Here is a 13,159-nt window from a genome sequence, read left to right on the forward strand (position 1 = left end):
ATAGGCTGGTGATTGCCAATATTACGGGATTATGATACTAAACGGATAATCAGTAAGATTTTTCATTTTTCTCCATTACGGCAAGTCCTTTGTATAAAATTTTAAACGCAGCGCCCATCTTAAAAATCTTGGGGATTTTAGAACAGGAGTATAAGCTAGGCGAAAAGGATCGTTTTGAATTGATTCCTTTTTACTTGATTACCATGTTTATCGAAATAAATAAGCAATCCATGGTATCGGTCTTAAATAAGAAGAATCGAAAAGCCGCTAACCGTATCACGGAAAAATACCTGAATGCCTTGCAACAATTTGTGAACGAGAAAAAGACCGTTGCAGAATATGCGGCCTATTTAGCTATTTCTAAAAATCATTTACATAAATGTGTAAAGGCGGTTACCGGTAAGTCGGCACATAACTTACTAACAGAAATGCGCATTTTGGAGGCTAAGGTTTTGCTGAAACAAAGCAACTTATCCGTTGGCGAAATTGCCTTTAAAAGCGGAAATATGGACCAAAGTGATTTTTCCAGGTTTTTTAAAACCTGGACGGGAATGACTCCTACAGCGTATCGTAAAATAGAAAATTGATTGATTTTGCATAAAATTGGATACGATTTACCTAATAATCCTTTTAACTTTTTATTTTCTTTACCATAATAATTGAAGTTTTAAATTATAGTATTCATAACAGAGTAATTGAATATGTAGTAATTTGTCATATTCAAAGATTATTGGATTTCAATTATAGGCAGGTATACTTTTTTAAATAGATGATCTAATCCAAATTAAATAGATGGATATAAAGGATAAAGTATTTTTAATTAGTGGAGGCGCTTCCGGCTTAGGTTTGGCCACTGCAGAATTAATAGTAGCGAATAAAGGCTTTGTAGTGTTGTTGGATATCAATGAAGAAATAGGTAAAGCTGTTGCTAAAGACCTAGGTAGCCAAGCTTTGTTTGCAGCTACGGATGTCACCAATGAAGAGCAGGTTAATAAAGCGATAGATGCCGGTGTTAATGCATTTGGCACAATACATGGCGTAATCTGTTGTGCCGGTATCGGTCCTGCGCATCGTGTACTGGGAAAAGAAGGATTGCATTCCCTCTCTAGCTTCTCAAAGGTAGTTCAAGTAAATCTTATAGGTTCTTTTAACGTTTTACGTTTGGCCGCAAATGTAATGCAGGGTAATACCCCCGGTGAAAGTGGTGAACGTGGCATTATTATTACAACGGCCTCGGTCGCAGCCTTTGATGGCCAAATTGGGCAAGCGGCCTATTCGGCATCAAAGGGCGGCATTGTTTCCATGACCTTGCCCATTGCCCGGGAATTTGCCCGTTTCGGCATTCGGGTGATGACAATTGCCCCAGGTATTTTTGAAACTCCAATGTTAATGGGCCTGCCCGAAGATGCAAAAATATCCTTAGGCGCTCAAGTACCTTTTCCTTCTCGTTTGGGAAGACCTAATGAATATGCTTCTTTGGCCAAACATATCATTGAAAACCAAATGCTTAATGGTGAAGTCATTCGTCTAGACGGGGCTATACGGATGGCCGCAAAATAAAAATTTATGAAAAACAACTATACCAATTTATTGGTCAATGCCGATGGTGCAATACTTACTATCGCACTGAACAGGGAAAAGAAACGTAATGCCATAAATACGGAAACCATAGAAGAATTGGAACATGTATTTATACATATGCCAAATACCATAAAAAGTGTAATCATCTATGGTAAAGGAAATCATTTCTGTGCGGGTCTGGATTTATCGGACCTAAAAGAAACCAATTCTACAGAAGGCGTTTTTCATTCCAGAAAATGGCACAGGGCCTTAGATCAGATACAGAATAGTCCGGCTCCAGTAATCGCACTTCTTAACGGTGCCTGTGTAGGTGGCGGATTGGAACTGGCAAGTGCTTGTCATATTCGTGTTGCCGAACGAACAACTTTTTATGCCTTGCCAGAAGGGCAAAGGGGCATCTTTGTTGGTGGCGGTGGCTCGGTTCGCATTCCAAGACTGATCGGGGTGGCGCGCATGACGGATATGATGCTTACGGGCAGGGTCTATAAAGCAGATGAGGGTTATTTGGTAGGGTTTTCACAATATGTTGAAAAAGATGGTTTAGGCATGGAAAAAGCATTGGAACTCGCAAACAAAATTAGTGGTAACGCGCCAATGACCAATTATGCCCTTACAAATGTATTACCCAGAATTGTTGAAGGCGGACAAGATGTTGGCCTCATGTTGGAGTCTATGACCAGTGCAATTTCCCAAGATGCCCCAGAGGCAAAACAAAGATTAAAGGACTTTTTGGAAGGAAGGGCCAAAAAAGTTGGAGAATAATTTTAGCAAACAACACCATGAAGACTTTTTTTAATGTATTGACTTTTTTATTTGTTTTGAGCTGTCTACAGATAGCTGCTCAGAGCAAAGTACCAGAACCCGAATTGGAATTTCTATTTGAGGAGAACGTTCTCCTAGAACCTGCTATAGAAGTAGGTAATACAACCTATGGCAATCGCCGTATCATTAATATTGTTGGGGGCACTTTTGAAGGACCTAAACTTAAAGGTAAAATACTTTCTGGTGGTGCAGATTGGCAGACCGTTCGTGAAGACGGCACAGCAGATTTGGTAGCACAGTACACCTTACAGACAGATGATGGTGCACTTATTTATATCGTAAATAAAGGTATTCGGCACGCTTCCCCAGATATTTTGGCACGCATGAAAAAAGGTGAGTTTGTAGACCCCAGTGAGTATTATATGCGAACTGCGGCCACCTTTGAAACTTCGCACGAAAAATATAAGTGGTTGAACAAAATCATTGCAGTTGCCAGTGGAGCACGTTTGGAAACCGAAGTTGTTATTCGTTTTTACCAAGTAAATTAGAAGGTGTAAAACATGATACCTACTACTACAACCAATTACTTAAAAATAGATACCCTTCCCATTGACATTCAAAAACGAACGGGAAAGGACAATGCCATTTATTTAAAATCGAATATTCCTTTGGGGTCGCATCCCAATAAAATTACCGAATGTTTAGCCTATTGGGCACAAAATATTCCTGAAACCGTTTTCTTGGCACAACGGGGGAAAAATGGGAGTTGGATAACATTGACATATTTAGAGGCCTGGCAAAAAATTCAGCATATAGGTCAGTTTATAGTAGACAGTGGAGCTTCAAAAGAAAGACCCATCGCCATACTTTCTGGCAACAGTCTGGAACATGGTCTTTTTGCCTTGGCCGCAATGCATGTAGGCATTCCCTATGCTCCTATCAGCCCGGCCTATGCTTTAAAATCTACTGATTATGCCAAGCTGAAACACTGCATAGACTTCTTGACGCCCGGTCTAATCTTTGTTCAGGATATAGCTCTTTTTTCAGAAGCTCTACAGGCACTTTCAACAAATACGCCTATAATTACGGTAAAAAATGGCTCTGCCAATACCATTTCCTTTGCTTCGGTCCTAGAAACCCAAGTAACGAAAGAAGTGGAAAATGCCCATAATTTGATAAACCCCGATACCATTGCAAAAGTATTGTTCACCTCTGGGTCTACAGGATTACCAAAAGGAGTCATCAATACACACAAGAACATGACCACCAATTGGCAGCAGATTACGCAAACCTTTCCTTTTTTTAAAAATGGCGGTTTACAGCTCATGGATTGGCTTCCATGGAACCACACTTTCGGCGGGAATCATAATTTTGGATTAACACTTTATAATGGCGGCAGTTTATACATTGACGAAGGTAACCCGACACCAAGAGGAATTGAAGTAACCATTAAAAACCTGCAAGATTTTGCGCCAACGGTATACTTTAACGTGCCAAAAGGTTTTGAAGAATTAATAAGTTGTTTAAAAAAGGATAAAGCGTTACGAACGTTGTTTTTTTCTCGATTAAAAATGTTCTTCTATGCCGGTGCAAGCATGTCGCAACATATATGGAATGGCCTGGAGGAACTTTCCTTAAAAACTACCGGAAAGAAATTGTTGATAGCATCTGGTTTGGGTATGACGGAAGCGAGTCCATCTGCCATGTTCAATACACGATATGGTAGCATTTCTGGACTGTTGGGTGTCCCCGTGCCTGGTTTAGAGGTGAAACTTATTCCGGATGGGGATAAATTGGAAGCCCGTTTTAAAGGGGCCAACCTAACCCCCGGGTATTGGCGAAATGCTGAAGCAACCGCAAAGGCATTTGATGAAGAAGGATTTTATAAAACGGGTGATGCTCTAAAATTTATAAATAACGATGATCCAAACGAAGGAATGCTCTTTGATGGTAGAATTGCGGAAGACTTTAAATTAAGCTCGGGTACTTGGGTAAGTGTAGGCGTTTTGCGCTCTAAACTTATTACGGCGGGTAACGGAATGATACGGGACGTTGTAATTACGGGTCATGATAAGGATTATTTATGTGCCATACTATTTCCAGATGTCAACCATTGTTACAATTTAATGGGTTGTACAACAGAGACGGATTTAACGGCTTTACTTAACCATTCTATCATCATAAATGAAGTTCAAAATATATTGAATGCCTTGGGTAAGGAAAGAACGGGAAGTTCCACCTTCATTAAAAGAGCGTTTTTGGCCGATTTTGAGCTCTCTATCGATAAAGGGGAAATAACGGATAAAGGTTCCATCAATCAACGAAGTATCCTATCCAACAGAAAAACAATTGTAGAAAAATTATACTCGGACACCCTGCAAGAAGGGGTTCTTGAAACTAAATAGCCACTTATGCAACCGAAAATTAAAGATTTGATCGACCAAAGTGCCATGTCCAAATTGCAGTACACCACAATTTTGGTTTGTTTTCTAATGAATATTTTAGACGGTATGGACGTGCTGGTCATATCCTACTGTGCCCCTGCAATTGCAAAATCTTGGAGCGTAGGACCAGAGGCTTTGGGTATCGTTTTCAGTTCTGGTTTAGCAGGGATGACCATCGGTGCATTGTTTCTGGCACCTTTCGCGGATCACATGGGACGTAAAAAAATGATCCTGTTAAGTGCCTTGCTTATGGGTACCAGTATTATCTTAACCGCGTGGACCAACACGGTTCCTCAATTAATTTTATTGCGTTTTTTAAGCGGTATAGGCATTGGCAGTATGTTGGCCAGTACCGCAGCGTTAACGGCAGAATTTACACCGAACAAAACAAAGGATTTTTGGGTAAGTTTCGTTATCTCCGGCTATCCGGTTGGTGCGGTTTTATCTGGTTTGGTAGCGGCTTCGGTTGTACCGGCAAGTGGTTGGCAAACCATGTTCAAATTGGCAGGCCTGGCTTCTTTTGTGACCATTCCATTAATTTTGTTCTTCCTGTCGGAATCCATCGATTTTTATCTCAACAAACAGCCGGCTATGGCTTTGGAAAAAGCGAACAGCATTCTTAAAAAGATGAAATTGGCAGAATTGGCGCAACTCCCCGAAAGAATTTCAAAAGGTTCTGGCATACCGGTAAGCAAATTATTGAACTCCACATTTAAACGCTCCACTATACAATTATGGACGGCCTTATTTTTGGCCTTCGCCTGTTTGTATTTTTTGACGAGCTGGATTCCAAAATTGGCACAAACCACGGGTTTATCGCTGTCCTTAGCTATTTATGCTGGTACCGTTTTTAATGTCGGCGCATTTTTTGGAATCATTGTTCAAGGGTATTTCTCCTCTAAATTCGGACTTAAAAAGACGATTGCCGTTTTCTTGGTACTAACAGCGGTTTTAATGGTTGTCTTTAAATGGTTTATCGGGTCCGATTGGCTACTTTTTGTATTTGCACTCTTGGGCTTTACCCTACAAGGTGGTTTTGTTGGGCTGTATGCCGTTGCGGCAAGAATGTACCCGACGGAATTCAGGACAACCGGATTAGGTTGGGCCATTGGTATGGGACGTTTGGGTGGCGTTATTGGGCCAGCGGTCGGCGGCGTTTTAATTGGAATGGGTTTTTTAATGGCATCGACCTTTATGATTTTTGCCGTACCCATATTCTTTGCAGGAATAGTGACTTTTTATCTGTCATCCAAAGAGATTTCATAAGCTTAAATCAGTTTAAGTAGGGGTAAATGAAAGATCCCAATAAGTTTAAAGAAAGTAAAAGAGAATAAAGAATAACAGCGCACAGCGAATAGCAAACGAAAAACGAACACTACTACAATGATAGATATTGATAAAATAAGGGCTATAGATGTACATACCCATGCGGAGCGTTCCTGTTGCCAGCCCCATGATGATTTTAGACCCGAATTTGATGAGGCTTTTGCCAAGTATTTTAAGACCGATGAGCGACCTACCATACAAGAAACGGCCGATTATTACCGTGCCCAAAATATGGCTTTCGTTATGTTCTGTATCGATTCTGAGCATGAAGTCGGTAAGAAAAGAATTCCCAATGAGGAAGTTGCAGAAGGCGCCATGGCAAACCCCGATGTCATGATCGCTTTCGCAAGCATCGACCCACATAAAGGTAGGATGGGTGCACGCGAAGCGCGTAATCTTATCGAGAATTATGGCGTAAAGGGCTTTAAATTCCATCCAACCGTACAAGGGTTTTACCCAAATGACCGTATGGCCTATCATTTGTATGAGGTTATTGCGGAATATAAATTGCCCATGTTGTTCCATTCCGGGCACTCCGGATATGGTTCGGGTGTGCGCGGCGGCGGCGGTTTGCGATTGGAATATTCCAACCCGATGCACTTGGATGATGTGGCCATAGATTTTCCGGATAACCCCATTATAATCGCGCACCCTAGTTTTCCATGGCAAGACGAAGCATTGTCCGTGGCCATGCACAAGCCTAATGTGTATATCGATTTAAGTGGCTGGTCACCTAAATATTTCCCAAAACAACTGGTGCAATATGCCAATACGTTGCTAAAAAAGAGAATGTTGTTCGGTACCGATTTTCCTTTGATCACCCCAGAACGCTGGCTAAAGGATTTTGAGGAAGCCGGTTTTAAGGATGAAGTAAAGCAACTCATTTTAAAGGAAAACGCGATTGATATGTTGGGACTACGAAAAAAAGATAATACGAAAAAAAGATAAATAATATGAAAAATAAGCCATTATCACTTTTGCTTTTACTGGTCGTATTTTTTATGAACTGGGCTATTGCCCAAGAATATGAGCAACCTGATCTGGAATTTGTATGCGAGTTAAAAGTAACGACAAGCGACAGCTTTGTGGTAGGCAATACACCATATGGCGAACGTCGAATTATCCCTATAACCGGAGGAACATTTAAGGGCCCAAAATTACAGGGCACCGTATTGGCCGGTGGCGCCGATTATCAATTTGTAAATGCAGAAGATACCCGCACAGAAATTGAAGCTATTTATAGTATCAAAACAGATGATGGTATCTTTATTCATATCAGAAATGAAGGTGTTGTTTATAAAGATCCGGCAGTAGCAGAACAATTAAAAAATGGCGAGACAATAGATTGGAACCGAATTTATTTTAGGGCGGCCCCAAAATTTAATGCGCCGATAGATAGCCCGTACAACTGGATGAACAATGCTATTTTTGTTTGTAAAGGGGTGCCCACAAAAGAGTATGTTTCTATTCAAGTTTGGAAAGTTTTATAAGAATCGTTTAAATATCGAAAATGAAAAAGATCTTATTGTTTTTATTGGTGTCTTCCACTATTTGGTCACAGACTCCTGTTCAAGAAGAATCAGGTACCATTGATGGTGCGGCATTTAAAATTTTTATTCCGGATAATTGGAATAAAGGTTTGGTCATGTACGCACATGGATATGCCTTTATGGGTTCGCCTTTACAGAGCGAAAATCCCGAATTTGTAAAAAATATGAACGTCTTTTTAAGTCAAGGCTATGCCGTTGCAGCATCCGATTATGCGTACCAAGGTTTTGCCTTGTCGCAGGGTGTTGATGATACCGAGGCTTTACGTATCTATTTCATCGAAAAATACGGTCAGCCAAAGCAGACCATTATGGCCGGGCATTCTATGGGCGGTGGTATTACCTTGGCCACATTAGAGAATTTTGGCAAAAACTACCAAGGCGGTTTGGCCTTATGTCCGCTCTCTAGCAGGCCCTATTTACAATGCCGAAAGGAGTTTGATATGTATGCCACGTTCAATGGCCTGTTTCCAAATGTAATTACAAGCCTAACGGATATATTCGATTTAGAAAAACCGTACACGGCCCAGGATAGCCGCAAAATGGTTTCTAGGGCACAAGAAATTACCAAGGCCATAGTTACCAAAGATTCACTTTTAGGTGTGGCTTTTGCAAACCGATTTAATCTAAAATTCCAGGATTTGCCATTTTCGTTGTTCTTTAATGAAAATGTGTTGCGCGACCTGGCTCAAAAAGCGGGTGGTAATCCTTTTGACAATACCAATACGGTCTATAACGGTTTCCCAAATGATTGGGAGGTAAACCAAAAAGCGGAACGTGTAGCGGCCACCGTAGATGCCAATCTACTTTTTGAAAAATACGACCGAACAGGCGATATCAATGCACCGGTGGTTTTAATGCATACCATTTACGATCAATTGATCCCTCTTCAATATGGCGTTACCAATTTTGAGAATATGGTCATCAATAAGGATAAAACGGAATTTTTATCCGTACGATATACCAAGGGCCAAGGGCATTGCCAATTTACCCCGGAAGAAACCCAACAGGCGTTGGTAAGTTTATTAAAGTGGCTAGAAACAGGAGAAAAGCCTGCGCCTGGTGCTGTTGAATAAGTAAACTGATTTAAATGAACGCTGCATTTTTAGAAACACCGAAAACCATACAACAAAAGACGGTATCCACTCCAGATCCTGTGAAAGGAGAAGTGCGTGTAAAAATGCGACAAGTAGGTATCTGTGGTTCTGATGTACATCTGTTCTTGGGCCATAGGACACTTGAAAAACCTACGATAATTGGTCATGAAGGCTTAGGGGAAATAGATGCCGTTGGTAATGGGGTTCCTACCAATAGAATTGGCGAACGAGTGGTCATAGAACCCAATATCCCTTGCGGTGCATGTGCTTTCTGCACTTCTGCCCGTGGTTCTATTTGTCCCAACAAACGCACAATCGGGCTAACAGAAGCCGGTTGTTTTGCGGAATATGTAGTATTACCATCCCAATTTGCTTGGGCCATTTCTAAAAAGGTGTCAGATGACGATGCCGTTACCATTGAACCCATGGCCGCGGGTGTCCATGCCTTACAGGTATCATCGGCAAAACCGGGAAGTACCATTGCGGTTATCGGTCTGGGGGCCATCGGTCTATTATTGACCCATCTTGCCATTGCAAAGGGCTATAAAGTTTGTGTGTCGGATATCAATACCGATAAAATGAAATTGGCGGAATCGATGGGCGCTTTGCCAGCGGTCGGTCAAAATTTAAGTCAGATTTGGAAAGAAAATAACGTAGTCTCTATTTTTGAATGTGCCGGGGTGGCGACAACGGTCACCATGGCCGCTAAAAATGCCCCAAGAGGTTCAGAAATAATTCTTTTGGGACTGTCCGGTGATAAGGCCGAAATAGAACCGTTGCGATTGGTGCGGGAAGGTATCCGAATTTTACCTTCCTTGATCTATGACCATCCGCAAGATTTTAAAGAAACGATAGCACTGATCACCTCAAAAACAATTCAACCTAGTTGTATTATTTCAAAATATATGCCCTTGTCCAGCTTACAGTCCGCTATGGAACTCGCTGCGGAGGGCAATCAAACAAAAATTGTAATCAACATATAACACGAACACCATGTCAGCTCAAAAAACAACTTTTACCATGAACGAGTCTTTTCCCATGAATGCATGGTATGCTGCGGCCTGGGATGTGGAATTGAAACATAAGTTGCTTGCGAGAACCATTTGCAATAAGCCTTTGGTATTGTTTCGTAAAAAGGATGGTACGGCAGTTGCCCTAGAAGATGCCTGTTGGCATCGTTTATTGCCTTTGTCCAAAGGAAGCTTACGAGGAGATACCGTAGTGTGCGGCTACCATGGTTTGGAATATAATAGTGATGGCAGGTGCTCGTACATGCCGTCACAGGAAACCATCAATCCTTCTGCATGTGTACGTTCGTATCCCGTTATTCAGAAATACCGATTTATTTGGGTGTGGATGGGCGACCCCGCTTTGGCGGACGAAGCCAAAATACCGGATATGCATTGGAACGACGATCCGGAGTGGGCGGGCGATGGTAAATTGATAGAAGCCAAATGCAATTACCGATTGATCGTTGATAATTTAATGGACCTCACGCACGAGACATTTGTGCACTCCGAAAGTATTGGGGACAGAAATGTGGCCGAAGCTCCATTCGATGTACATTACGATGCACATACGGCAACCGTAATCCGTTGGATGAAGGGCATAGACCCGCCTCCATTTTGGCATGGTCAAATGAACAAAAAAATGAAGTACGACGGTTTGGTAGACCGGTGGCAGATCATAAAATTTCAAGCACCGGCAACCGTGAATATTGATGTCGGCGTAGCCATTGCTGATACGGGCGCTCCGGAAGGGGACCGCTCACAAGGGGTAAATGGGTATGTGTTGAATACCATGACCCCATCTACCAACCAGACCTGTTACTACTTTTGGGCCTTTGTCAGGAACTATAATTTAAAAGATCAAAGCAATACCACTGAACTTGTAAATGGTGTAACCGGTATTTTTGCCCAGGACGAGGAAATATTGGAGGCACAACAACAGGCCATAAACAGAAATCCAAATCGTGAATTTTATAATTTGAATATTGATGCGGGTGCCATGTGGGCCAGACGATTGACCGATAAAATGGTAGCTAAAGAAAACAACGGATAATGCGGTTTAGAAATACTTGGGAAGACGCTACAGTTATACACACAGAACAGGTTGCAGCCAATGTGATGCAAATTCAGATTGCACCCAATGGCGGCACCGAAAGATTTTCTGTAGGCTCACATATAGACGTATCGGTATTGATCAATGGTCATCCAGAGATAAGAAGCTATTCGTTAGTTGGGCAATATAGAACTAGTTCACCGTATAAAATTGCCGTTAAAAGATTGCCTGCCAGTCGTGGGGGTTCTGAATATATGTGGCGCTTGAAAGAGGGTAACAAATTGCGAATTTCTCAACCTACCAATCATTTTGAACTTAATTTTACTGCCCCAGATTATTTGCTGATCGCAGGGGGAATAGGTATTACACCCATTTTAGGTATGGCCAAGCAACTGGCGGCCCAAGCCAGTAGAAAGGTTCAGATGCTCTATTTGGGGGTGTCCAAAAAAGAGATGCCTTATGTAGAGGAGTTAAAAAATCTATTAAAAGATAGACTAACAATTCATTATAGCGATGAGCAAGGCCTGTATGACACCGCGCAAATATTAAAACTTGTAAATGATCAAACACTGGTATATCTCTGTGGACCTTTAGGACTCATGAACGCGGTAAGAAAAACGTGGGAAGAAAGTTCTTTTGACAACCAAAATTTACGTTTTGAGACCTTTGGTGCTTCGGGTCTATTTGCCCCACAGGCATTCACGTTAAACATACCCCGTTTTCAGAAAGAACTTCAGGTAAAAAAAAATCAAACCATTTTAAGCGCTCTGGAAGAATCAGGAATCGAGGTGATGTACGATTGCAAAAAAGGGGAATGTGGCCTGTGTCAAATAGATATTATATCCTATACCGGAGCTATTGATCACCGTGATTTCTTCTTTACAGAAGAAGAAAAAGGGGAGAATAAAAAAATGTGCGCCTGTGTAAGTCGGGTCGCAAACGGAAATCTAACCATTGATACCGCTTATCGCGGAAAATAAAAAAACCAAAATCCAACCAAAACACCAAACATGCAACTAAGAAAATTAATAGATACCACCCCCATGTCCGGTTACCAGATCATGGTAGTCTTCCTATGTTTTGTATTGAATATGAACGATGGCATGGATGTGCTGGTAGTCTCTTATACCGGGCCGGAAATTATTTCGGAGTGGGGCCTTACTAAAAGTGAAATGGGATGGATCTTTAGTATGGGACTTATCGGGATGACCTTGGGCAGTTTTTTTCTGGCTCCTTTTGGTGATAAAATTGGGCGTCGAAAACTCTTTATCATTGCATTGATCTTAAATACGGTCGGTATGCTGAGCTGTTACTATGTTTCATCGTACACACAAATGTTGGTGCTTCGGGTACTTACCGGCATAGGAATTGGAGGAATACTTCCTACCATGGCGGCCATAACGTCTGAATATTCCAATAATGCTTCCCGCGATTTTAATGTAGGTCTTATTCAAGGCGGTTGGCCTTTAGGCGCTATACTTACGGGAATTTTCGCAGCTTGGGCGGTACCGGAATTTGGGTGGCGTTTCGCCTATTTGTTTGCCGGTTCTATTTCCTTGGTCATGCTGTTGGCGGTTTACTTTTTAATGCCGGAATCCATCGATTTTTTAGCCAATAAAAAGGACGAAAACAAAATGACGGACATTAAGAAATTACTCGTTCGCATGCAGAAAGGGGAACATATTGCTACCGTAACGCTAGACCCACAAACCGAAAATGAACCGGAACATTCCAGAAACATCTATCTTAAAAAGGTACTCTCCGTTGAGTTGAAACCTTCTACGTTACGACTCTGGGGCGCAATTTTCTTTGGCTTCCTAACCCTGTACACCCTAATGAGTTGGGTTCCAAGCATAGCCAAAGATTCGGGCATGCCTTTTGAAATGGCCACCTATGCAGGTATGATGTTGAATTTGGGTGCATTATTGGGTGTTTTGGCCATGAGCTATTTCGCTAATAAAGTAGGGCCTAAAAAAACCATTTTGGTCTTCTTGCTTACGGCGTTCTTGATCATGTTGGTGTATGCCAATGTGGGGCTTACATATGTCATTATGTTCATATTGATTTTCTGTATCGGCTTTTTTGTGCAAGGGGGGTTCAATACCTTATTCCCAATTGCAACAAGAGTCTATTCGGCAAAAATTAGGTCTACAGGGGTAGGTTTGGCCATGGGCATCGGTAGGTTCGGTGCCATTTTGGGGCCTTTGCTATTTGGGGTTTTGTCAGATTGGCAATTGTCTATAGAAACCTTGTTTACTATCTTTTCGGTGCCGTTGTTGATTGCGGCGGTATTGGCCTATTCTATACCTTCAAAGAATCTGGATCTATAAATTAGTTGCTC

General features: G+C 41.7%; 13 protein-coding genes. All 13 read left to right on the top strand.

Annotation, left to right across the window (positions count from 1 at the left end; translation table 11 throughout):
• Positions 1-128: 128 nt before the first annotated feature.
• Positions 129-587 carry an AraC family transcriptional regulator gene (locus AACZ49_RS00005; RefSeq protein ID WP_339650350.1) on the top strand — a complete coding sequence of 153 codons (459 nt, stop codon included), beginning with the start codon at positions 129-131 and terminating at the stop codon, positions 585-587.
• 205 nt (positions 588-792) lie between these two features.
• The gene (locus tag AACZ49_RS00010; RefSeq protein WP_339650352.1) at positions 793-1,560 is read left to right on the top strand and encodes a 3-hydroxyacyl-CoA dehydrogenase; all 768 of its coding nucleotides are present in this window, start codon (positions 793-795) and stop codon (positions 1,558-1,560) included.
• Between the two features lie 6 nt (positions 1,561-1,566).
• Positions 1,567-2,343, top strand: a complete 777-nt coding sequence (locus tag AACZ49_RS00015; protein ID WP_339650354.1) for a crotonase/enoyl-CoA hydratase family protein — start codon at positions 1,567-1,569, stop codon at positions 2,341-2,343.
• 17 nt (positions 2,344-2,360) lie between these two features.
• The gene (locus tag AACZ49_RS00020; protein ID WP_339650355.1) at positions 2,361-2,891 is read left to right on the top strand and encodes a DUF3237 domain-containing protein; all 531 of its coding nucleotides are present in this window, start codon (positions 2,361-2,363) and stop codon (positions 2,889-2,891) included.
• A gap of 12 nt (positions 2,892-2,903) precedes the next feature.
• Entirely contained in the window at positions 2,904-4,748 is a 1,845-nt protein-coding gene (locus AACZ49_RS00025; RefSeq protein WP_339650356.1) for a feruloyl-CoA synthase, read from the top strand.
• A gap of 6 nt (positions 4,749-4,754) precedes the next feature.
• The gene (locus AACZ49_RS00030; RefSeq protein ID WP_339650357.1) at positions 4,755-6,053 is read left to right on the top strand and encodes an MFS transporter; all 1,299 of its coding nucleotides are present in this window, start codon (positions 4,755-4,757) and stop codon (positions 6,051-6,053) included.
• 117 nt (positions 6,054-6,170) lie between these two features.
• Complete coding sequence (locus AACZ49_RS00035) at positions 6,171-7,061, top strand: amidohydrolase family protein (protein WP_339650359.1); 891 nt, start codon at positions 6,171-6,173, stop codon at positions 7,059-7,061.
• A 5-nt stretch (positions 7,062-7,066) separates the two neighbouring features.
• Complete coding sequence (locus AACZ49_RS00040) at positions 7,067-7,603, top strand: DUF3237 domain-containing protein (RefSeq protein WP_339650361.1); 537 nt, start codon at positions 7,067-7,069, stop codon at positions 7,601-7,603.
• 20 nt (positions 7,604-7,623) lie between these two features.
• A complete protein-coding gene (locus AACZ49_RS00045) occupies positions 7,624-8,736 on the top strand; it encodes a hypothetical protein (protein WP_339650363.1) in 1,113 nt (370 codons plus the stop codon).
• 14 nt (positions 8,737-8,750) lie between these two features.
• The gene (locus AACZ49_RS00050) at positions 8,751-9,740 is read left to right on the top strand and encodes an alcohol dehydrogenase catalytic domain-containing protein (protein ID WP_339650365.1); all 990 of its coding nucleotides are present in this window, start codon (positions 8,751-8,753) and stop codon (positions 9,738-9,740) included.
• Positions 9,741-9,750: 10 nt separating this feature from the next.
• A complete protein-coding gene (locus AACZ49_RS00055; RefSeq protein ID WP_339650367.1) occupies positions 9,751-10,818 on the top strand; it encodes a Rieske 2Fe-2S domain-containing protein in 1,068 nt (355 codons plus the stop codon).
• Positions 10,818-11,798 carry a PDR/VanB family oxidoreductase gene (locus tag AACZ49_RS00060; RefSeq protein WP_339650369.1) on the top strand — a complete coding sequence of 327 codons (981 nt, stop codon included), beginning with the start codon at positions 10,818-10,820 and terminating at the stop codon, positions 11,796-11,798. The genes AACZ49_RS00055 and AACZ49_RS00060 overlap by 1 nt, the downstream gene beginning before the upstream one ends.
• Before the next feature lie 30 nt (positions 11,799-11,828).
• A complete protein-coding gene (locus AACZ49_RS00065; RefSeq protein ID WP_339650370.1) occupies positions 11,829-13,148 on the top strand; it encodes an MFS transporter in 1,320 nt (439 codons plus the stop codon).
• Positions 13,149-13,159 lie beyond the last annotated feature (11 nt).

It is taken from the genome of uncultured Maribacter sp. (genome assembly GCF_963975365.1).
Classification (GTDB): domain Bacteria; phylum Bacteroidota; class Bacteroidia; order Flavobacteriales; family Flavobacteriaceae; genus Maribacter.